The sequence below is a fragment of the Streptomyces sp. NPDC055632 genome, from assembly GCF_053618675.1.
Window position 1 is genome coordinate 1 of record NZ_JBSHHY010000014.1, and the last position, 19,763, is coordinate 19,763.

General features: G+C 73.7%; 21 protein-coding genes and 1 riboswitch. Of the genes, 11 read left to right on the forward strand and 10 right to left on the reverse strand.

The annotated features are described in order from the left end of the window. Positions 1-210: 210 nt before the first annotated feature. Positions 211-576, reverse strand: coding sequence for an Rv2175c family DNA-binding protein (locus tag ACWGSR_RS19175; protein ID WP_366375266.1), 366 nt, complete (start codon positions 574-576; stop codon positions 211-213). A 78-nt stretch (positions 577-654) separates the two neighbouring features. Continuing rightward, the gene (locus tag ACWGSR_RS19180; RefSeq protein ID WP_453567858.1) at positions 655-1,818 is read right to left on the reverse strand and encodes an NAD(P)/FAD-dependent oxidoreductase; all 1,164 of its coding nucleotides are present in this window, start codon (positions 1,816-1,818) and stop codon (positions 655-657) included. A gap of 144 nt (positions 1,819-1,962) precedes the next feature. Further along, a riboswitch (TPP riboswitch) is annotated at positions 1,963-2,075 on the forward strand. Between ACWGSR_RS19180 and thiO the strand changes: the two genes are divergently transcribed. The 6 genes from thiO to ACWGSR_RS19210 all read left to right on the forward strand — a co-directional run bounded on the left by thiO (position 2,073) and on the right by ACWGSR_RS19210 (position 7,973). Continuing rightward, the gene (thiO, locus tag ACWGSR_RS19185) at positions 2,073-3,311 is read left to right on the forward strand and encodes a glycine oxidase ThiO (RefSeq protein ID WP_453567684.1); all 1,239 of its coding nucleotides are present in this window, start codon (positions 2,073-2,075) and stop codon (positions 3,309-3,311) included. It overlaps the preceding riboswitch by 3 nt. Next, on the forward strand, positions 3,308-3,541 hold the full coding sequence (gene thiS / locus ACWGSR_RS19190; protein ID WP_376243748.1) for a sulfur carrier protein ThiS: 234 nt from the start codon (positions 3,308-3,310) through the stop codon (positions 3,539-3,541). The genes thiO and thiS overlap by 4 nt, the downstream gene beginning before the upstream one ends. Before the next feature lie 5 nt (positions 3,542-3,546). Then, positions 3,547-4,341: a thiazole synthase gene (locus tag ACWGSR_RS19195; protein ID WP_376243750.1), complete on the forward strand. Its 795-nt coding sequence runs from the start codon at positions 3,547-3,549 to the stop codon at positions 4,339-4,341. A gap of 207 nt (positions 4,342-4,548) precedes the next feature. Next, complete coding sequence (gene pknB, locus ACWGSR_RS19200) at positions 4,549-6,495, forward strand: Stk1 family PASTA domain-containing Ser/Thr kinase (protein ID WP_453567687.1); 1,947 nt, start codon at positions 4,549-4,551, stop codon at positions 6,493-6,495. A 6-nt stretch (positions 6,496-6,501) separates the two neighbouring features. Further along, entirely contained in the window at positions 6,502-7,353 is an 852-nt protein-coding gene (locus ACWGSR_RS19205) for a deoxyribonuclease IV (RefSeq protein WP_376243756.1), read from the forward strand. A 68-nt stretch (positions 7,354-7,421) separates the two neighbouring features. Next, entirely contained in the window at positions 7,422-7,973 is a 552-nt protein-coding gene (locus ACWGSR_RS19210) for a DUF4396 domain-containing protein (protein WP_453567689.1), read from the forward strand. A gap of 17 nt (positions 7,974-7,990) precedes the next feature. On the opposite strand, the gene ACWGSR_RS19215 is transcribed toward ACWGSR_RS19210, so the two are convergent. Then, on the reverse strand, positions 7,991-8,647 hold the full coding sequence (locus ACWGSR_RS19215) for a sulfite oxidase-like oxidoreductase (RefSeq protein WP_366375284.1): 657 nt from the start codon (positions 8,645-8,647) through the stop codon (positions 7,991-7,993). 182 nt (positions 8,648-8,829) lie between these two features. Between ACWGSR_RS19215 and bfr the strand changes: the two genes are divergently transcribed. After that, on the forward strand, positions 8,830-9,306 hold the full coding sequence (gene bfr / locus ACWGSR_RS19220; RefSeq protein ID WP_030205614.1) for a bacterioferritin: 477 nt from the start codon (positions 8,830-8,832) through the stop codon (positions 9,304-9,306). A gap of 12 nt (positions 9,307-9,318) precedes the next feature. Here bfr and ACWGSR_RS19225 read toward each other — a convergent pair whose 3' ends face one another. Both ACWGSR_RS19225 and ACWGSR_RS19230 read right to left on the reverse strand, forming a co-directional pair. Beyond that, positions 9,319-9,576: a (2Fe-2S)-binding protein gene (locus ACWGSR_RS19225; protein ID WP_453567692.1), complete on the reverse strand. Its 258-nt coding sequence runs from the start codon at positions 9,574-9,576 to the stop codon at positions 9,319-9,321. Between the two features lie 122 nt (positions 9,577-9,698). Beyond that, entirely contained in the window at positions 9,699-11,051 is a 1,353-nt protein-coding gene (locus ACWGSR_RS19230) for a class II 3-deoxy-7-phosphoheptulonate synthase (RefSeq protein ID WP_376243766.1), read from the reverse strand. Between the two features lie 128 nt (positions 11,052-11,179). On the opposite strand from ACWGSR_RS19230, the gene ACWGSR_RS19235 reads away from it, so the two are divergent. Both ACWGSR_RS19235 and ACWGSR_RS19240 read left to right on the forward strand, forming a co-directional pair. Next, complete coding sequence (locus ACWGSR_RS19235) at positions 11,180-11,236, forward strand: trp operon leader peptide (RefSeq protein WP_366375856.1); 57 nt, start codon at positions 11,180-11,182, stop codon at positions 11,234-11,236. Positions 11,237-11,339: 103 nt separating this feature from the next. Further along, positions 11,340-13,208, forward strand: a complete 1,869-nt coding sequence (locus ACWGSR_RS19240; protein ID WP_453567694.1) for an anthranilate synthase family protein — start codon at positions 11,340-11,342, stop codon at positions 13,206-13,208. A 33-nt stretch (positions 13,209-13,241) separates the two neighbouring features. Here ACWGSR_RS19240 and ACWGSR_RS19245 read toward each other — a convergent pair whose 3' ends face one another. From ACWGSR_RS19245 to ACWGSR_RS19260, 4 genes are all read right to left on the reverse strand, one after another. Beyond that, positions 13,242-14,240 carry a 2-hydroxyacid dehydrogenase gene (locus ACWGSR_RS19245; RefSeq protein ID WP_453567696.1) on the reverse strand — a complete coding sequence of 333 codons (999 nt, stop codon included), beginning with the start codon at positions 14,238-14,240 and terminating at the stop codon, positions 13,242-13,244. 97 nt (positions 14,241-14,337) lie between these two features. After that, positions 14,338-14,985: a response regulator gene (locus tag ACWGSR_RS19250; RefSeq protein ID WP_376243807.1), complete on the reverse strand. Its 648-nt coding sequence runs from the start codon at positions 14,983-14,985 to the stop codon at positions 14,338-14,340. Between the two features lie 20 nt (positions 14,986-15,005). Continuing rightward, entirely contained in the window at positions 15,006-16,217 is a 1,212-nt protein-coding gene (macS, locus tag ACWGSR_RS19255; protein WP_376243775.1) for a MacS family sensor histidine kinase, read from the reverse strand. Positions 16,218-16,321: 104 nt separating this feature from the next. Then, complete coding sequence (locus ACWGSR_RS19260) at positions 16,322-17,068, reverse strand: lysophospholipid acyltransferase family protein (protein WP_453567698.1); 747 nt, start codon at positions 17,066-17,068, stop codon at positions 16,322-16,324. Positions 17,069-17,278: 210 nt separating this feature from the next. On the opposite strand from ACWGSR_RS19260, the gene ACWGSR_RS19265 reads away from it, so the two are divergent. Then, positions 17,279-18,061, forward strand: coding sequence for an alpha/beta hydrolase (locus ACWGSR_RS19265; RefSeq protein ID WP_376243810.1), 783 nt, complete (start codon positions 17,279-17,281; stop codon positions 18,059-18,061). Beyond that, positions 18,054-18,845, forward strand: a complete 792-nt coding sequence (locus tag ACWGSR_RS19270) for a hypothetical protein (RefSeq protein ID WP_453567700.1) — start codon at positions 18,054-18,056, stop codon at positions 18,843-18,845. The genes ACWGSR_RS19265 and ACWGSR_RS19270 overlap by 8 nt, the downstream gene beginning before the upstream one ends. A 47-nt stretch (positions 18,846-18,892) precedes the next feature. Here the strand turns inward: ACWGSR_RS19270 and ACWGSR_RS19275 are convergent, their stop codons facing one another. Continuing rightward, positions 18,893-19,636 carry an endonuclease/exonuclease/phosphatase family protein gene (locus ACWGSR_RS19275; RefSeq protein WP_453567702.1) on the reverse strand — a complete coding sequence of 248 codons (744 nt, stop codon included), beginning with the start codon at positions 19,634-19,636 and terminating at the stop codon, positions 18,893-18,895. Positions 19,637-19,763: the final 127 nt, after the last annotated feature.

The window sequence follows — 19,763 nt, forward strand, 5'->3', positions numbered from 1 at the left end:
GGCGGGGCCGCCGGGGGGGGGGGTGTGGGGGGGGCCCCCCCCGGGGGCGCCCCGGGGGCGGGGGGGGCGCCCCGGGGGGCCCCGCCGCCCGCGACGCCCGCTGGTGGTGTCTTCGGTGCGCGCGCGGGACGACGTGCGGCGGCCCCCGGGCGCCGGGAGGCGTCCGTCGGGCCGCGCGCGTCGGACGGCGCGCGCGTCAGGCGGTGCGCGTCAGACGGCGAGCGCCTGGGCCCGGCGCTTCACCTCCGTGCCACGGTTCTCGCCGAGCGCCTGCGCGGGCGTGCCCGGCAGGCTCTCGTCCGGAGTGAAGAGCCACTCCAGCATCTCCTCGTCGGTGAAGCCGTCGTCCCGCAGCAGGGTCAGGGTGCCGGCGAGGCCCTTGACGACCTTGTCGCCCTGGATGAAGGCGGCGGGCACCTGGAGTGCGTTGTTCTCTCCGCGGCGCACGGCGATGAGCTGGCCCTCCTTGACCAGCTGCCGCACGCGCGTCACCTCGACATCGAGCATCTCCGCGATGTCGGGCAGGTAGAGCCAGGCGGGGACGAGAGCATCGATCTTTGCGTCAATCTCGGTCACGGGACAAGCCTGCCATCCCGGACCGACAGCCGGTAGTCGGGCCCCGGGGATGTCCCGCCGATCAGGTGGGGCGGCCCCCTATCGGACCGCCGCCTTCAGGGGTACGGAGGGGTCCGCCGCACGGGCCGGATCGACCGGGACCGCGGCCTCGATCAGCTTCCGTCCCTGGGCCAGGTCGCGGGGGCGGCCGACGGCGAGGAGGGCGACCGGCACCCCGGCGCGCAGCCAGAGCACCGACCAGGTCTCGTCCGCCGGGTCGCCGCGCCACAGCAGTTCGTCCGCGCCCGCGTGGTGCCCCGCGTACTGGACGAAGCGCCCGAACTGCTCGGACCAGAAGTACGGCACGGGGTCGTACGGTCCGGCGTCGGCGCCCGTGATCGCGGCGGCGACCGCGCGCGGGCCCTGGAGGGCGTTGTCCCAGTGGTGGACGAGGAGGCGCTCGCCGTAGCGGGCGGAGGGGAAGGAGGCGCAGTCCCCGACCGCGTACACGTCGGGCAGGGAGGTGCGCAGCCGGTCGTCGGCGGTGACGGCGCCGCTCGGGTCGAGGGCGATGCCGGAGCCGGCGAGCCAGCCGGTGGCGGGGCGGGCGCCGATGCCGACGACGACGGCCTCGGCGGGCAGTTCGCGGCCGTCGGCGAGGAGGACCCGGCCGGGTTCGACGGTGTCCACGCGCGCGTGGGTGAGGAGTTCGGCGCCGTTCGCCCCGTACCACTCGGCCATGGGGGCGGCGACCTCGGCGGGCAGGGTGCCGGCGAGCGGGAGGTCCGCGGCCTCGACGACGGTGACGGCGCAGCCGGCCCCGAGCGCGGCGGTGGCGAACTCGGCGCCGATCCAGCCGGCGCCGACGACCACGACGGTGTGGCGGCGCTCCAGGACGGGCCCGAGGCGCACGGCGTCGTCGAGGGTGCGGAGCAGGTGGACGCCGGGGACGCCCTCGGAGCCGGGCAGGGCGACCGGGTGGGCGCCGGTGGCGATCACCAGGGTGTCGTACGGGACGGGTCCGGCCTCGGTGTCGACCTCGTGGTCGGCGGCGCGCAGTCCGGTGACGTCCACGCCGAGCCGGAGTTCGACGCCGAGCTCCTCGAAGTCGACCTCGAAGGCGGAGTCCTCGGCCTTGCCGAGGAGGACCGCCTTGGAGAGCGGGGGCCGGTCGTAGGGCTGGTGGGGTTCGGCCCCGATGAGGGTCACGGGGCCGGTGAAGCCCTGCTCGCGGAGGGCGACGGCGGTCTGGACGCCCGCCATTCCGGCGCCGACGACCACGACGCGCCGCTGGGTCTGCTTCTGCTCGCTCACACGGCCACCTTACGTAACTGACGGTCCGTCAGGTCGGGTGGGGGTCACGGCCCCCTCGTGACGGACGCGGGGCGGAAGCTAGTCTGGCGGGCGTAAAGCACTCGCGGGAGCCCGGACGCACCGGGCTGAGAGGGAGGCTGGCCGGCCTCCGACCGTACGAACCTGATCCGGGTCATGCCGGCGAAGGGAGGGGCTGGACGCCCATGCGTTCTTTTGACGACGCACAGAGATCCTCCGGCGCGGGAGGGGCTTCCGGCGTACGGGGAGCCTCCGACGGCCGAAAGGCCTTCGACGTCCTCGTGGTCGGGGGCGGGATCATCGGCCTGGTCACGGCCTGGCGGGCCGCGCGGCGCGGACTGAGCACCGCCGTCGTCGACCCCGAGCCGGGCGGCGGGGCCGCGCGGGTCGCGGCCGGGATGCTCGCCGCCGTCACCGAGCTGCACTACGGCGAGGAGACCCTGCTCGGACTCAACCTCGCCTCCGCCGCCCGCTATCCGGCCTTCGTCGCCGAGCTGGAGGAGGCCACCGGGCTCGACGTCGGCTACCGCGCCTGCGGCACCCTCGCCGTCGCCCTGGACGCCGACGACCGGGCCCACCTGCGCGAGCTGCACGCCCTGCAGACCCGCTGCGGGCTCGCCTCGGAGTGGCTGAGCGGCCGCGAGTGCCGCCGTCTGGAACCGATGCTGGCGCCGGGGGTGCGCGGCGGCCTCCGGGTCGACGGCGACCACCAGGTGGACCCGCGCCGGCTCGCCGCCGCGCTCGTCGTCGCCTGCGAGCGGGCCGGGGTGGTCTTCCACCGGGCCCTCGCGGAGCGCCTGAGCGTGGTGCGGGACCGGGCGCGCGGTGCGGTCCTGGCCGGGGGCGAGGAGCTGGCGGCCGGGCAGACCGTGCTCGCGGCGGGCAGCCTGAGCGGGCGGCTCGCGGGGGTGCCGGACGAGGTGCTTCCGCCGGTCCGCCCGGTGAAGGGCCAGGTCCTGCGCCTGCGGGTGCCGCCCGCGTACGCCCCCTTCCTCTCCCGGACCGTCCGGGCCGTCGTCCGCGGCAGCCACGTCTACCTGGTGCCCCGCGAGAACGGCGAGCTGGTCGTCGGCGCCACCAGCGAGGAGCTGGGCTGGGACACCACGGTGACGGCGGGCGGGGTGTACGAGCTGCTGCGCGACGCCCACGAGCTGGTGCCCGGCCTCACCGAGCTGCCGCTCACCGAGACCCTGGCCGGGCTGCGCCCCGCCTCGCCGGACAACGCGCCGCTGCTCGGCCCCACCGCCCTGCCCGGCCTGCACCTGGCCACCGGCCACTACCGCAACGGGGTGCTGCTGACCCCCGTCACCGGCGACGTCATGGCCGAGGCGCTCACCACGGGCGCCCTGCCCGACGAGGCCCGCCCCTTCACCCCCCGCCGTTTCTCCCCCGCCCCTCCCGCACGTCAGGAGCAGCCCGCATGAGCGCGAACCCGCCCACCAACGACGCGACCGTGACCGTGTCCGTGAACGGGGAGGCGCGCGAGCTCTCCGGCCCCGTCTCCCTCGACGCCCTCGTCGCGACCCTGACCGCGGCCCCCTCCGGGGTGGCCGCCGCCGTCAACGAGACGGTGGTGCCGCGCGGCGAGTGGGCGTCGACGCGGCTCGGCGACGGGGACCGGGTGGAGGTCCTCACCGCGGTGCAGGGGGGCTGAGCGCGATGTCCGACGACGTGTTCGTCCTCGGTGGTACGGAGTTCTCCTCCCGCCTGATCATGGGCACCGGCGGGGCGCCCAGCCTCGACGTCCTGGAGCGCTCCCTGGTCGCCAGCGGCACGGAGCTGACCACGGTCGCCATGCGGCGCCTGGACCCGACCGTGCGGGGCTCGGTCCTCTCCGTCCTGGACCGGCTCGGCATCCGGGTCCTGCCCAACACGGCGGGCTGCTTCACGGCCGGCGAGGCGGTCCTGACCGCCCGGCTGGCGCGGGAGGCGCTCGGCACCGACTGGATCAAGCTGGAGGTCGTGGCCGACGAGCGGACCCTGCTGCCGGACGGGGAGGAGCTCCTGAACGCGGCGGAGACCCTGGTCGACGACGGCTTCACCGTCCTGCCGTACACCAACGACGACCCGGTCCTCGCCCGGAAGCTGGAGGACGTCGGGTGTGCGGCGATCATGCCGCTCGGCTCCCCCATCGGCTCCGGGCTCGGCATCCGCAACCCGCACAACTTCCGGCTGATCACGGAGCGGGCGGGGGTGCCGGTGATCCTGGACGCGGGGGCCGGCACGGCGTCGGACGCGGCGCTCGCGATGGAGCTGGGGTGCGCGGCGGTGATGCTGGCGTCGGCCGTCACCCGGGCGCAGGAACCGGTCCTGATGGCCTCCGCGATGCGGCACGCGGTCGAGGCGGGGCGGCTCGCCCACCGGGCCGGCCGCATCCCGCGCCGCCACTTCGCGGAGGCGTCGTCCCCGGTGGAGGGCCTGGCCCACCTGGACCCGGAACGCCCGGCCTTCTGAGCCCCGGGGCGCCCGGGAGACCTCGCCCGCCCGGGCCCGGGGCACCCGGGCCACCCCACCCCGCCCCGGTCCCGGGGCGCCCTGCCCTGCCGGTCCCGGGACCGCCCGGGGCGCCCGCCCTCCGGGGCCCGGTGCGCTCGTCACAGGTGTGCTGCGGTCCGGGGCGCGCGCGCCGGACGCGCGGGCGCGGCTCGTAGACTCGTCGCCGTGGACACGACCCTTCAGGACCCCCTCGTCGGGCGGCTGCTCGACGGCCGCTACCGCGTCGACGCGCGCATCGCCGTCGGCGGGATGGCCACGGTCTACCGGGCCGTCGACACCCGCCTCGACCGCGTCCTCGCGCTCAAGGTGATGCACCCGCAGCTCGCGGCCGACGCCGTCTTCGTCGAGCGGTTCATCCGCGAGGCGAAGTCGGTCGCCCGGCTCGCCCACCCCAACGTCGTCGGCGTCTTCGACCAGGGCGCCGAGGGCGCGTACGTCTACCTGGCGATGGAGTACGTGCCCGGCTGCACCCTCCGCGACGTGCTGCGCGAGCGGGGCGCCCTCGCGCCCCGGGCCGCGCTCGACATCCTGGAGCCGGTGCTCGCCGCGCTCGGCGCCGCGCACCGGGCCGGGTTCGTGCACCGGGACATGAAGCCGGAGAACGTCCTGATAGGGGACGACGGCCGGGTGAAGGTCGCGGACTTCGGTCTCGTCCGGGCCGTGGGCTCGGCGACCGCCACCACCGGCTCGGTCCTCGGCACGGTCTCGTACCTGGCGCCGGAGCAGATCGAGCACGGCACCGCCGACACCCGCGCCGACGTGTACGCCTGCGGCGTCGTCCTGTACGAGATGCTGACCGGCGCCAAGCCGCACGAGGGCGACACGCCCGCCCAGGTGCTCTACCGGCACCTGAACACCGACGTGCCCGCGCCCTCCGCCGCCGTGCCGGGCCTGGCCCCGGAGCTCGACGGGCTGGTGGCGGCCGCCGCGGCCCGCGCCCCCGAGGCCCGCCCGCACGACGCCGTCGCCCTGCTCGGCCTGGTCCTGGAGGCCCGCGCCGCGCTCACCGACGCGCAGCTCGACGCGGTGCCGCCGCAGGCCCGGTCCGGCGCCCGGGACACCGCCGACGACCGGACGAGCGTGATCGCCCGCGCCGTGCCGGCCGAGGAGCGCACCAGCGTGATCGACCTCCCGCCGCCGGCGGAGGACGACGTCCGGGAGGTGCGGCACACCGGCCGGATGCCCGCGCCCGAGCCGCCCGCGGCCCCCGCCGGCCGCCGGCTGCCCCCGCGCGGCCCGCTGCTCGTGGTCGCCGCCGTCCTGCTCGTCCTCGGCCTGGGCGCCGGGGTCTGGTACATCAACTCCGGCCAGTTCACCCGCGTCCCCGCCGTCCTCGGCCAGACCGAGGACGCCGCCACGCGGCGGATCACCGACGCGGGCCTGGACGTCGGCAGCACGAGGCGCGCCTTCAGCGACGTGTACGAGCGCGGCACCGTCATGGCCGTCGACCCGGCCCCCGGCGAGCGCCTGCGGGGCAACGGCACGGTCGTCCTCACCCTCTCCCGGGGCCCGGAGACCGTGAAGGTCCCGAACCTCAGGGGCAAGCCGCTCGCGGAGGCGAAGCAGGCCCTGGAGAAGGAGGGCCTGGTCGCGGGGGTGGTCACCCGCGAGTTCAGCGACTCCGTCGCCCGGGGCGCCGTGGTCGGCTCCGACCCCGAGCCCGGCACCGACCGCGCCCCCGACTCGGCGATCGCCCTGGTCGTCAGCAAGGGCTCCCCGATCGACGTGCCCGACGTCACCGGCGAGGCCGTCGCCGCCGCCACGGCCGGGCTCCAGAAGGCCGGGCTCACCGTCCGGGTCGCCCCCGAGCGGATCAACTCCCCCGAGGAGGCCGGCTCGGTCGCCGCCCAGTCCCTCGCGGAGGGCAGCCGGGCCGCCGCGGGCGACACGATCACCCTCACCGTCTCCAAGGGGCCCGAGCTGGTCGAGGTCCCCGACGTCACCGGCGAGACCACCGAGGACGCGCGGGCGGCCCTGGAGGGGGCGGGCTTCGAGGTGAAGCTGAAGAAGACCTTCCCGTACCTCGGCGACACCGTCGCGAGCCAGTCCGTGGAGGGCGGCTCCACCGCCCCCGAGGGCTCCGCGATCACCCTCACGATCAAGGGACTGTAGACACCCATGCGCAACCCCGTCGGCGGCCACGTCCCCGTGGCCGGCGGTCTCGCCACGGTCGGCCTCGGCTACGCCCGCGAGCTGGGCGCCGAGACCGTGCAGGTCTTCGTCGCCAACCCGCGCGGCTGGGCCACCCCGGCCGGGAACCCGGCCCAGGACGAGCGGTTCCGCGCCGAGTGCGCGGAGCTGTCGCTCTCGGCCTGGGTCCACGCCCCGTACCTGATCAACTTCGGCTCGCACACCGAGGCCACCGCGGAGAGGTCGGTGGAGTCGCTGCGGCACTCGCTGCGCCGGGGCCGGGAGATCGGCGCGAAGGGCGTGGTGGTGCACACCGGCTCGGCGACCGGCGGCCGGCCGCGCGAGGTGGCGCTCGCCCAGGTGCGGGAGCGGCTGCTGCCGCTGCTCGACGAGCTGACGCACCCGGACGACCCCGACCTGCTCCTGGAGTCGACGGCCGGGCAGGGCTCCTCGCTCTGCTCGCGGACCTGGGACTTCGGCCCGTACTTCGACGTCCTCGACCGCCACCCCAAGCTGGGCGTCTGCCTGGACACGTGCCACGTGTTCGCCGCCGGGCACGACCTGACGGGCCCGTCCGGGGCGGCGCAGACCCTCGACCTGCTCGTGGAGACCGTCGGCGCGGGACGGCTGAAACTGATCCACGCCAACGACTCGAAGGACGTCGTGGGCGCCCACAAGGACCGGCACGCGAACATCGGGGCCGGTCACATCGGCGAGGACGCCTTCCGGGAGCTGCTGCGCCATCCGGCGACGGAGGGCGTGCCGCTGGTCATCGAGACGCCGGGCGGCAGGGAGGGGCACCGGGCGGACGTGGACCTGCTGAAGAAGCTGCGCCCTTGAGGGAATACCCCTAGGGGGTATACGGTTCCGGTGTCGACAGGAACCGCTACCTGACACCGGGGGCCCTCATGCGACACGAAGCACACGCCGGCCACGAACACGGGCACGACCGGACCGGGCACGCCGGCCACGAGCACGGGCACCGGCACGGCCACGGGAACGGGCCGCACCACTCCCCCGCCGGGGCCTCCTGGTCCACGGCCGCCAGGGCCACGCTGCACTGCCTCACCGGCTGCGCCATCGGCGAGGTGCTCGGCATGGTGATCGGCACCGCGCTCGGCTGGGGCAACGTGCCGACGATGGTCCTCGCCATCGCGCTGGCCTTCTTCTTCGGCTACGCGCTCACCCTGCGCGGCGTCCTGACCTCGGGCGTCGGCCTCCGGACGGCCGTCAGGGTCGCCCTGGCCGCCGACACCCTCTCCATCGCGGTCATGGAGATCATCGACAACGGCGTCATCGCCCTCTGGCCCGGCGCCATGGACGCGCACCTGTCCGATCCGCTCTTCTGGACCGTGCTCGCCATCGCCCTCGCCGCCGCCTTCGTGATCACCACGCCGGTCAACAAGTGGCTGATCGGCCGGGGCAAGGGCCACGCGGTGGTCCACCGGTACCACCACTGAGGCCGGAGCCGCCGGGGTCAGAGCTCGGGGCCGTCCCCGGGCTCCTCCTGGTACGAGTAGCGCTGCTCCCGCCACGGGTCGCCGAGGTTGTGGTAGCCGCGCTCCTCCCAGAAGCCCCGCCGGTCGGCGGCCATGTACTCCACGCCCCGGACCCACTTCGGCCCCTTCCAGGCGTACAGGTGGGGGACGACGAGCCGCAGCGGGAAGCCGTGCTCGGCGGTGAGCAGCTCCCCGTCCATGTGGGTGGCGAAGATCGTACGGTCCGAGGCGAAGTCGGCGAGCCGCATGTTGGCGCTGTAGCCGTACTCGGCCCAGACCATCACGTGGGTGACCTGGGGCGCGGGCGGGGCGAGCTCCAGGACCGTGCGGGCGGGGACACCACCCCATTCGGACCCGAGCATGCTGAACTTCGTGACGCAGTGCAGATCGGCCACGACCGTGGAGAACGGGAGGGCCGAGAACTCCTCGTGGTTCCAGCAGCGCTTGTCGCCGTCGGCCGTCGCCCCGAAGACGCGGAACTCCCAGCGGTCCGGCTTGAACTTGGGTACGGGACCGTAGTGGGTGACCGGCCAGCCGCGCTGGATCCGCTGTCCCGGCGGGAGATCCGCCGGAAGGCCCGGCGAACGATCCGGCTGATCCGCTTCCCGGTGTACTCCGCTCTCCGGCTGACCCATGTCATCCATGGTGACAGACCGCAAGGGGTGGTCATGACCAGGCGACCACTCCGACGACACCATTGGGGCAACTCCCACTAAGCCTGCACTTACTGGACGCCCCCCATTCGGGGTGCGAGGATGCCGCCATCCTGCCCAGTTATGGCGTAGACACACCGTGTGAAGTGGAAGGAGCCTGTGCGATGCAGGGCGACCCCGAGGTCCTCGAGTTCCTGAACGAGCAGTTGACCGGCGAGCTGACCGCCATCAACCAGTACTGGCTGCACTACCGCATCCAGGACAACAAGGGGTGGACGAAGCTCGCCAAGTACACCCGTGAAGAGTCCATCGACGAGATGAAGCACGCGGACAAGCTGACCGAGCGCATCCTGATGCTCGACGGCCTGCCCAACTACCAGCGGCTCTTCCACGTGCGCGTCGGCCAGACCGTCACCGAGATGTTCCAGGCGGACCGCCAGGTCGAGGTGGAGGCGATCGACCGCCTCAGGCGCGGGATCGAGGTCATGCGCGCCAAGGGGGACATCACGTCCGCCAACCTCTTCGAGGAGATCCTCGCGGACGAGGAGCACCACATCGACTACCTGGACACGCAGCTGGAGCTGATCGAGTCCCTGGGTGAGGCGCTCTACATCTCGACGCTCATCGAGCAGCCGAGCTGATCCCCTCCGAGGTCAGGCGGCTTCCCCGAGGGCGGTGACGGGAGCGGCCTTCTCGGCCGCCAGGGCGGGGACGCCCCGGTCGACGAGCTCGCGCCGGGGGCAGTTGCCGCGCCCGAGAATCGCCTGGATGCGACGGACGCAGGACCCGCAGTCCGTTCCGGCCTTGCAGGCGGAGGCGATCTGGCGGGGCGTGTGGGCGCCCGCGTCCGCGTGCTCCTTGACCTGCTTCTCCGTGACACCGAAGCATGAGCAGACGTACACGCGGTTCACCTCCCGCCGAGATCGTTTAGGTTAACCTAACCTTACCCGGTGAGCCGGGGCGGTAAAAGACCTGAAAACGACGATGGGGCGCGGATCACAAGGATCCGCGCCCCATCGTCGTAGGAAACCACTTACTGATCGCGGTACATCTCCGCCACCAGGAACGCCAGGTCGAGCGACTGGCTGCGGTTCAGGCGCGGGTCGCAGGCCGTCTCGTAGCGCTGGTGCAGGTCGTCGACGAAGATCTCGTCGCCGCCGCCCACGCACTCGGTGACGTCGTCACCGGTGAGCTCGACGTGGATGCCGCCGGGGTGGGTGCCCAGCTCCTTGTGGACCTCGAAGAAGCCCTTGACCTCGTCCAGGACGTCGTCGAAGCGGCGCGTCTTGTGGCCGGAGGCGGCCTCGAAGGTGTTGCCGTGCATCGGGTCGGTGACCCAGGCGACGACCGCGCCGGAGGCGGTGACCTTCTCGACCAGCTCGGGGAGCTTGTCGCGGACCTTGTCGGCGCCCATGCGGACGATGAAGGTCAGCCGGCCCGCCTCGCGGTCCGGGTCGAGGCGGTCGATGTAGGTGAGCGCCTCCTCCGACGTGGTCGTCGGGCCCAGCTTGATGCCGATCGGGTTCGCGATCCGCGAGGCGAACTCGATGTGGGCGTGGTCGAGCTGGCGGGTGCGCTCGCCGATCCAGACCATGTGGCCGGAGGTGTCGTACAGCTTGCCGGTGCGCGAGTCCGTACGGGTCAGGGCGCCCTCGTAGTCGAGCAGCAGCGCCTCGTGGGAGGCGTAGAACTCGACGGCCTTGAACTCGGCCGGGTCGGTCCCGCAGGCCTTCATGAAGTTCAGGGCGTTGTCGATCTCGCGGGCGAGCGCCTCGTAGCGCTGGCCCGAGGGGGACGACTTCACGAAGTCCTGGTTCCAGGCGTGCACCTGGCGCAGGTCGGCGTAGCCGCCGGTGGTGAAGGCGCGCACCAGGTTGAGCGTGGAGGCGGAGGCGTTGTACATCCGCTTCAGGCGCTCGGGGTCCGGGACGCGGGAGGCCTCGTTGAAGTCGAAGCCGTTGACGGAGTCGCCGCGGTACGTCGGCAGGGTCACGCCGTCGCGGGTCTCGGTCCCCTTGGAGCGGGGCTTGGAGTACTGCCCGGCGATGCGGCCGACCTTCACCACGGGCACGGAGGCCGCGTAGGTGAGGACGGCGCTCATCTGGAGCAGCGTCTTGAGCTTGGCCCTGATGTGGTCGGCGGACACGGCGTCGAAGGCCTCGGCGCAGTCGCCGCCCTGGAGCAGGAACGCCTCGCCACGGGCGACGGCTCCCATCCGGGCACGCAGCTGGTCGCACTCGCCGGCGAAGACGAGCGGAGGATACGACTCGAGGTCCGCGATCACATCGCGCAGAGCCTCGGCATCGGGGTACTCGGGCTGCTGCGCCGCGGGCAGGTCTCGCCAGGTCGCCTCGGCGACGGCGTGGGAATCAGCGTTCACGGTCACACGGACAACATTACGGGGTTCTTCGTCCGGTCCTGTCCCACCGACCAGTGGCTGAGACGACTGTCCGGAATGTCGGTCGCTGGGCTTCATGCCGCCGCACCGGGCCCCGGCTGGGTTACAGTGCTCGCATGTACGCGCCCCTGAACACGAACTGGTGGTGGACCGCTCTTCCGGCGGCCCACTGACTGCGCGTACACCGAAACACACGCGAAGGCCGCCCGAGGGGCGGCCTTTCCCGTACCCGGGGCCGTTCCTCTCCGCACATCGATGGAAGGAACGACGGACCCCATGGAGCTCTCCCGTCTGCTCGACGACTCCTGCCCTCCCTTCGCCCTGCTGCGCAGGCGCACCCCGGGCCGCGACCACGACACCGTCGAGGTGCTGATCGGCCGGGTCCACGAGGCCGAGCGCCTCGCGGAGCTGCCCGTGGGCCCGCTGCCGACGCTCGCGCTCGTGCCCTTCCGGCAGATCCGGGAGCGCGGCTTCGACGTGCGCGACGACGGCACCCCGCTCTCCGTGCTCGTCGCCGACGAGGTGCACGAGCTGCCGCTCGCCGAGGCCCTGGAGCAGCTCCCGGCACACGACGTGCGGGTCGAGGGGGGCGGGTTCGACGTCTCCGACGAGGAGTACGCGGAGACCGTGCGGCGGGTGATCGACGAGGAGATCGGCTCCGGCGAGGGCGCGAACTTCGTGATCCGGCGCACCTACACCGGGGAGGTCCCCGGCTTCGGGCGCGCCGACGCGCTCGCCCTGTTCCGGCGGCTGCTGGCGGGCGAGCGGGGCGCGTACTGGACCTTCGTCGTGCACACCGGGGAGCGGACCCTGATCGGGGCGAGCCCCGAGGTGCACGTCCGGATGGCGGGCGGGACGGTCGTGATGAACCCGATCAGCGGCACGTACCGCTACCCGGCCGGCGCCGCCCCCACCCCGGAGGACCTGCTCGCCTTCCTCGGCGACCGCAAGGAGACCGAGGAGCTGTCCATGGTGGTGGACGAGGAGCTGAAGATGATGTGCACGGTGGGCGACCGGGGCGGGGTGGTGATCGGTCCGCGCCTGAAGGAGATGGCCCACCTCGCGCACACCGAGTACGAGCTGCGCGGCCGGTCGTCGCTCGACGTGCGGGAGGTGCTGCGGGAGACGATGTTCGCGGCGACCGTGACCGGGTCGCCGGTGCAGAACGCCTGCCGGGTGATCGAGCGCCACGAGGCCGGGGGCCGCGGCTACTACGCGGGGGCGCTCGCCCTCCTCGGCACGGACGGGTCCGGCGGGCAGACGCTGGACTCCCCCATCCTGATCCGTACGGCCGACATCGCCGCCGACGGGCGGCTGCGGGTGCCGGTCGGCGCGACCCTGGTGCGGCACTCGGACCCGGCGGGCGAGGTGGCCGAGACCCACGCCAAGGCGGCCGGGATCCTCACCGCGCTGGGCGTGCGGGAGGGCCGGCCGGCGGCGGAGGCGCCCGCCGCTCCCCGGCTGGCCGACGATCCCCGCGTGCGGGCCGCGCTCGACGCGCGCCGGGCGGACCTGGCGCCGTTCTGGCTGAAGATGCAGGTCCGCTCGGCCGAGCTGTCCGGGCACGCGCTCGTGGTGGACGCCGAGGACACCTTCACGGCGATGCTGGCGCACGTGCTGCGCTCCTCGGGTCTTGAGGTGTCGGTGCTCCGGTACGACGAGCCGGGGCTGCGGGAGCTCGCGCTCGCGCACGAGGGGCCGGTCGTGCTCGGCCCCGGGCCCGGGGACCCCTCGGACGCGGCCGATCCGAAGATGCGGTTCCTGCGCGGCCTGACGGCCGACCTGGTCCGGGACCACCGGCACGGCCTGCTGGGGGTGTGCCTCGGCCACGAGCTGATCGCCGCCGAGCTGGGCCTGGAGATCGTCCGCAAGCGGGTGCCGTTCCAGGGCGCCCAGATGCGGATCGACCTCTTCGGGCAGGAGCGGACGGTCGGCTTCTACAACAGCTTCACCGCCCGCTGCGACGACCGGGCGGCCGAGGAGCTGGCGCTGCACCGGATCGAGGTCAGCCGCGACCCGGGGACGGGCGAGGTGCACGCCCTGCGCGGGCCCGGCTTCGCCGGGGTGCAGTTCCACCCCGAGTCGGTCCTGACGACGGAGGGCGCGGCGCTCACGGCCTCGCTCCTCGCGGGCGTGCTGGTCTGAGGGTCCGGAGGTCCCCGGGACCGGGCCGCCGGGTCACCCGGCCCTGGGGACCAGGACGTTCTCGCTGCGCCGGCCCGCGATGTGGTCGAGGACGTTGCGGAGGGTGGTGTCCACGATCTGGCCGACGGCGTCCGCCGTGTAGTACGCCTGGTGGGAGGTGACCACCACGTTCGGGAAGGTGACCAGGCGGGCCAGGGTGTCGTCCTCGACGACCTCCAGGGACTTGTCGAGGAAGAAGAGCCCGGCCTCCGCCTCGTACACGTCCAGGCCGACGCCGGTGAAGCGGCCGGCGCGGAGCTCGGCGACCAGGGCCTCGGTGTCGACGAGCCCGCCGCGGCTGGAGTTCACCAGGATGGCGTCGTCCTTCATCGCCCTGAGGGCGGCGGCGTCGACGACGTGCCGGGTGGCCGGGAGCAGCGGCACGTGGAGGCTGACGAGGTCCGACTCCGCGAAGAGCCGCTCCTTCTCGACGTACCGCATGCCGAGGTCGAGGCAGGCCGGGTTCTCGGCGACGTCCCAGCCGAGGAGCTTCATCCCGAAGCCGTGGGCGATCCGGGTGAAGGCCTCCCCGATCTTGCCGGTGCCGAGGACGCCGACGGTGCGCCCCCGCAGGTCGCGGCCCATCAGCCCGTCGAGGCGGAAGTCGAAGTCGCGGGTCCGGTTGGAGGCGCGGACGATCCGCCGGTTGACGGCCATGGCGAGGGTCCAGGCGAACTCCGCGACCGAGTACGGCGAGTAGTACGACACCCGGGCGACGGTGAGGCCGAGGCGCTCGGCGACCTCCAGGTCGATGTTGTTGAAGCCCGTGGAGCGCTGGGCGATCATCTGGGTGCCGCCGGCGGCGAGGGTCTGCAGGACGCGGTGGTCCAGGACGGCGTTGACGCTGGTGGAGACGATCTCGTAGCCGGCCGCGATGCGGGCGGTGTCCTCGGTGAGGAAGACGTCCAGGCAGTGGACGTCGTGGTACCCCTCGAAGGCCCGCTCGATGAGGGGCTTCTCGTCCGCCTGCACGCCGAATGCCAGGATTTCCACGCATGCCCCTCGGTGCGGTGACGGGCCGGGTACCGGCGCCTGTGTCCTGTCAGCGCGAATATACGGCCCCCGCCCGGCCCCGGCCCGTCGGACGGGTCTACGCGTCGTCGAGACCGCGCTCGATGGCGTACCGGACGAGCTCGACCCGGTTGTGCAGCTGGAGCTTGCCGAGGGTGTTCTGGACGTGGTTCTGCACCGTGCGGTGCGAGATGACCAGGCGCTCGGCGATCTGCTTGTAGCTGAGGCCCTTGGCGACGAGCCGCAGGACCTCGGTCTCGCGCTCGGTCAGCTGGGGGGCCTTCGGCCCGTCGCCGCCGGCGACCGGAGCGGGCTCGGAGGCCAGCCGGCGGTACTCGCCGAGGACCAGGCCGGCCAGACCGGGGGTGAAGACGGGGTCGCCGGCGGCCGTGCGCCGCACCGCGTCGGTCAGCTCCTCCGTACTGGCGGACTTGAGGAGGTAGCCGGTGGCGCCGGACTTGACCGCCTCCAGGACGTCGGCGTGCTCGCCGCTCGCCGAGAGGACGAGGACCCTCAGCTCCGGCCGGGCGCCGACCAGTTCCTTGCAGACCTGGACGCCGGGCTTGACCGGCAGGTTCAGGTCCAGGACGAGGACGTCGGGGACGGCCGCCGCCGCGCGCCGCACGGCCTGCTCGCCGTCGCCGGCGGTGGCGACCACGTCGAAGCCCGCCTCGGCGAGGTCGCGGGCGACCGCGTCCCGCCACATCGGGTGGTCGTCCACGACCATCACCCTGATCCGCTGCTCGCTCACTGCTCCTCCGCCTTCCCCCGTGGGACCTTCAACTCGACTTCCGTGCCCTGACCCGGGACCGAGACGACCTCGGCGCTGCCGCCCAGGTCCCGCAGCCTCCCCCGGATGGAGAGGGCGACGCCCATCCGGCCCTCGCCCTCCGCCTGCGCGAGGCGGCCCTCCGGGATGCCCGGTCCGTCGTCCCGGACGGTGACGATCACCTCGTCGGGCCAGTCCTCGATCAGGATCCAGGCGTGGGCGTCCTCGCCCGCGTGCACCCCCACATTGTCCAGGGCGGCGCCGACGGCCGCGGCCAGCTCGCGGGCGGCGGGCGGCGGCAGCAGGACCGGCGCGCCCGGTTCGGAGAGGGTGACCCGGGAGCCGGCACGCGGGGCGATCAGGACGCGCAGGTCGACGGGGGCGGAGTCGTCCGCCTCGTCGTCCACCTCCACGACCCGGACCACGGCCCCCTCGGACTCGTCCTCGGAGACCAGGCTGGGCCGGGCGAGCCCGCCCGCCACCAGGGTGCGCAGGGCCACCTCCTGCTCGCCGGCCATCCTGCCCAGTTCTGCGGCCTCGCCGCCGAGCGCGGTGCCGCGCCGCTGCACCATCGCGAGGACCTGGAGGACGCTGTCGTGGATGTCGCGGGCCAGCCGCTCCCGCTCCCGGGTGGCGGCCTCGATCTCCAGGGCGCGGGCGAGGGTGCGCTCGGAGGCGCGGGCGACCTCGACGACGTACCCGATGGCGATGGAGGCGACCCAGACCAGGATCACGTTGTGGACGGTGTCCTGGCTGGGGTGGCCGCGCTCGACGATGTTGGCGACGGCGACGAGGGAGGAGGCGACGCCGGCCCAGCGCCAGCCGCCCTTGATGGCGAACGCGAGGACGGAGCCGGCCGTCCATATGGAGGGCAGGGTGGGGCCGTCGACCGACTGGGCGTGGGCGTCGGCGAGCGGGGTGAGGAGGATGCCGGTGAGGGCGAGGGCGAGGTCGGCGCCGAGGAAGCGCTTGGTGCAGCCGGCCGCGTTCGCCACCTTGGGAAGGGTGGCGAGGGTCCAGACGCACAGCACCGCCAGGTAGACGACGCCGATCCAGGGCCGCTCGTAGCGGTCGCGGCCGAAGACGAAGACCAGGACCGCATAGCCCATGGTCAGGACGCGGTAGCCGGTCAGCGCCCGCCACAGCGGCTGCTCGACCGACATCCGCACGACGCGCTCGCGCCCGGCCATCTCCCCCACCCCCGACGCCCCTCGCGGGGCGGTTCTCCCTCGTGCGTTCCCCCGCCTGTGCCCGTGGCCCAGGGCCTGTCCGACCCTGATCCGCCGGACAGGCCCTACGCCCCGGACTCCTCGCGGGCGGCGATCTCGGCCTTCACGGCCTCCTTGGCCGCCTTCTCCGCCTCCGCGATCTGCCGCTTGGCGGCGGTGGCGTAGATGTCGACGTACTCCTGGCCGGACAGCTTCATGATCTCGTACATGACCTCGTCGGTCACCGAGCGGAGGATGAAGCGGTCCCCCTCCATGCCCTGGTAGCGGGCGAAGTCCAGCGGCTTGCCGATGCGGATCCCCGGGCGCATCAGCTTGGGGACGAGCTTGCCGGGCGGCTGGATCTTCTCGGTGTCGATCATGGCGACCGGGATCACGGGCGCGCCGGTGGCCAGGGCGACCCGGGCCAGGCCGCCGGGCTTGCCCCGGTAGAGGCGTCCGTCCGGCGAGCGGGTGCCCTCGGGGTAGATGCCGAAGAGGCCGCCGCCCTCGATGACCTCGATGCCCGCCTTGATGGCGGCCTCGCCGGCGCCCCGGGCACCCGAACGGTCCACCGGGAGCTGGCCGACGCCCTTGAAGAAGGCGGCGGTGAGCTTTCCCTTCACGCCGGGGCTGGTGAAGTACTCGGCCTTGGCGATGAAGGTGACCTTGCGGTCGAGCACGGCCGGCAGGAAGAAGGAGTCCGAGAAGGACAGGTGGTTGCTCGCCAGGATGGCGGGCCCGTCGGCGGGAACGTTCTCCAGACCCTCCACCCAGGGACGGAAGGCGAGCTTCAGGGACCCGCCGAGGGAGAACTTCATTGCGCCGTAGATCAACTCGCCATGCCTTCCGTGTGCTGTCGGGCCCCGACTTTATCCCGTACCGGCGCACGCCCCCCGCTACGGCCCTGGTCGGTGTCGGTCCGGTCGCGTACGGTGAAGGCCCTTCCCCATTTTCCGTCGCTTCGGCGCACCGGAGGCGCACCCAGGGCGCATCCGGGGACGCGTCCGGTGGCGAACGCGAAGCCGAGCGAACAGGAGACCCCGGTGCCGGTCCTTCCCGGAGCCGAGCCGTACCGCCATGAGGGCGGAGAGGTCGGCGTCCTTCTCTGTCACGGATTCACCGGTTCCCCCCAGTCGATGCGTCCGTGGGCCGAGTACCTGGCCGAGCGCGGCCTGTCGGTGTCGGTGCCGCTCCTGCCGGGGCACGGCACGCGCTGGGAGGACATGCGGATCACCACCTGGCACGACTGGTACGCCGAGGTGGACCGGGCGCTGCGCGAGCTCCGGGAGCGGTGCGGGACCGTCTTCGTCTTCGGCCTCTCCATGGGCGGGGCGCTCGCGCTGCGGCTCGCGGCCCGGCACGGGGACGCGGTGCGGGGGCTCGTCCTGGTCAATCCGGGCAACAAGGTGCACGGCGTGGCCGCGCACGCGCTGCCGGTCGTCCGGCACCTGGTCGCCACCACGAAGGGCGTCGCCAACGACATCGCCAAGGAAGGCGTGACGGAGGTGGGCTACGACCGGGTGCCGCTGCACTCGGCGTACTCGCTGCGCCGGTTCTTCCGTACGGTGGACGGGGAGCTGCCGCAGGTCACGCAGCCGCTGGTGCTGCTGCACAGTCCGCAGGACCACGTGGTGCCGCCGGCCGACTCGGCCAGGATCCTGAGCCGGGTCTCCTCGACGGACGTCCGCGAGGTCCTGCTGGAACAGAGCTACCACGTGGCGACGTTGGACCATGACGCGGAGCGGATCTTCGACGAGAGCTGGGCCTTCGTCGAGCGTCTCGCGCCGGAACCGGTCGGCGGGAAGGGGAGCAGGAGCGGTGGCTGAGCAGCAGGACGGCGGAGACCGGGATCCGCAGCCCATCGACGAGGAGGCGGCCTGGGCCGCGATCGTCGCGGGATACGGCGAGGAGCCCGCGGACCCGCCGGGGACGAGGCCGTACCGGCCGATCGAGAACCTGTCGCTGCCGGAGCCGGAGGACCTCGACGGGGACGAGGACGACGGGGTCCGGAAGAAGAAGGCCGGGGACGCGCCGCAGGCGGCCGGGAAGCCGGACCTGGTCTGGAAGCCGAAGGCGGACGGCGGGCCGGGGGACTCCGGGTCTTCCGGGAGCTCCGGGACTTCCGGCGTTTCCGGGGGCTCCGGGACTTCCGGGGACTCCGCCGAAGCTTCCGGGGACTCCGGTACGGAGAAGGAGCCCGGGGACGGCGAGGAGCCGAAGGCGGGGACGGAGGCGGACGGGGCCGGCCCGGAGAAGCCGGTGCTCGGCGGCTCGATCGTGTTCGCGCCCGGGGTGCGGCCCGCCGGACCCCGGGACTACTCCCCCGCCGAGCCGGAGGACGACCCGGAGGGCTCGGACGAGGGCCACTTCGTGCCGCCGGAGCCGCCCCCGCTGCCGGAGGCGGACGCGACGGCCAAGTTCGCCTGGCTCGGTGTGATCGGCGGCCCGGTGCTGCTGCTCGTGGCCGTCCTCCTCCAGTGGGACATGACCTGGTGGCTGACGACGCTCTGCGTGGGCGGCTTCCTGGGCGGCTTCGCGACCCTGGTCGCGCGCATGAAGCAGGACGACGACGACGACTTCGACGACCCGGGGCGCGGGGCGGTCGTGTAGGGCCCGTCCGGCGGATCGGGGCCGGACGGGCCCCGGGGCTCCGGGTCCTACGGGGCGGGCACCCGGACCGCCGCGAGCACCGGCAGGTGGTCCGTGGCGGCCCTCAGGTCGGCGGGGTCCAGGTCCGTCGGGACCCCGCAGCCGAGGAACTCGACGCCGGGGGTGGCCAGGACGGCGTCGATGCGCTGGTGCGGGTCCTCGGGGACCGAGGTGTGCTCGCCGCCCCACGGGCTGACGGCCCAGCCGTCCCGGAGCTCCCCGGTCAGCCGGGTGAAGGCGGGGCCGCCGGGCCGTTCGTTGAGGTCGCCGGCGACGAGGACGTGCGGGGTGCCGAGGGCGGCGACCCGGTCGAGGACCATGCCGGCCTGGGCGTACCGCTCGTCCTCGCGCAGGCTCAGGTGGCAGCTGATCAGTCCGACCCGGGCCCCGCCGAAGCGGACGACCGCCGTCGCCAGGCCCCGGCGGTGCAGGCCGGGGGTGAGCGGGAGGAGCACGTCCTCGGTGCGTTCCACGGTGGCCCGCAGGGAGCAGAGCAGCAGCGGGCCCGCCGCGGTGGCGCCGCCGCTCAGGACGACGAGCTCGCTCTTGGCGGCGAGCCGGGCGGCGTGCTTGCGCCAGCGGAAGAAGCGCGGGGCCTCCTGGACGAAGACGACGTCGGGGGCGCAGGCCCGGATGACCCGGGCGAGTGCGTCCTCGTCGTCGCGCATCGAGCGGACGTTGTAGCTCAGGACCCGGAGGACGGCCGAACCGTCCTCTTCGGTGCGGGAGTTGGGCAGTTCGGTGATCGCCATGCGGGCCAACATACGACGACCGCCCGCCGGGTCCGAGGGGACGCGGCGGGCGGTCGTCGCAAGGTGTTCATCCGCCTTCGTACGGGTGTCCCCGTACGGGTGCGGTCGCGCGGGGCCTCCCTGCGGG

Excerpts from the sequence above, each read along its gene's own strand:
- ACWGSR_RS19275 (WP_453567702.1), bottom strand. The coding sequence starts at position 19,636 with ATGGCGATCACCGAACTGCCCAACTCCCGCACCGAAGAGGACGGTTCG.
- ACWGSR_RS19240 (WP_453567694.1), top strand. The coding sequence starts at position 11,340 with ATGGAGCTCTCCCGTCTGCTCGACGACTCCTGCCCTCCCTTCGCCCTG.
- thiO (WP_453567684.1), top strand. The coding sequence starts at position 2,073 with ATGCGTTCTTTTGACGACGCACAGAGATCCTCCGGCGCGGGAGGGGCT.
- bfr (WP_030205614.1), top strand. The coding sequence starts at position 8,830 with ATGCAGGGCGACCCCGAGGTCCTCGAGTTCCTGAACGAGCAGTTGACC.
- thiS (WP_376243748.1), top strand. The coding sequence starts at position 3,308 with ATGAGCGCGAACCCGCCCACCAACGACGCGACCGTGACCGTGTCCGTG.
- ACWGSR_RS19180 (WP_453567858.1), bottom strand. The coding sequence starts at position 1,818 with ATGGCGGGCGTCCAGACCGCCGTCGCCCTCCGCGAGCAGGGCTTCACC.
- macS (WP_376243775.1), bottom strand. The coding sequence starts at position 16,217 with ATGGCCGGGCGCGAGCGCGTCGTGCGGATGTCGGTCGAGCAGCCGCTG.
- ACWGSR_RS19250 (WP_376243807.1), bottom strand. The coding sequence starts at position 14,985 with ATGGTCGTGGACGACCACCCGATGTGGCGGGACGCGGTCGCCCGCGAC.
- ACWGSR_RS19195 (WP_376243750.1), top strand. The coding sequence starts at position 3,547 with ATGTCCGACGACGTGTTCGTCCTCGGTGGTACGGAGTTCTCCTCCCGC.
- ACWGSR_RS19210 (WP_453567689.1), top strand. The coding sequence starts at position 7,422 with ATGCGACACGAAGCACACGCCGGCCACGAACACGGGCACGACCGGACC.
- ACWGSR_RS19215 (WP_366375284.1), bottom strand. The coding sequence starts at position 8,647 with ATGGGTCAGCCGGAGAGCGGAGTACACCGGGAAGCGGATCAGCCGGAT.
- ACWGSR_RS19205 (WP_376243756.1), top strand. The coding sequence starts at position 6,502 with ATGCGCAACCCCGTCGGCGGCCACGTCCCCGTGGCCGGCGGTCTCGCC.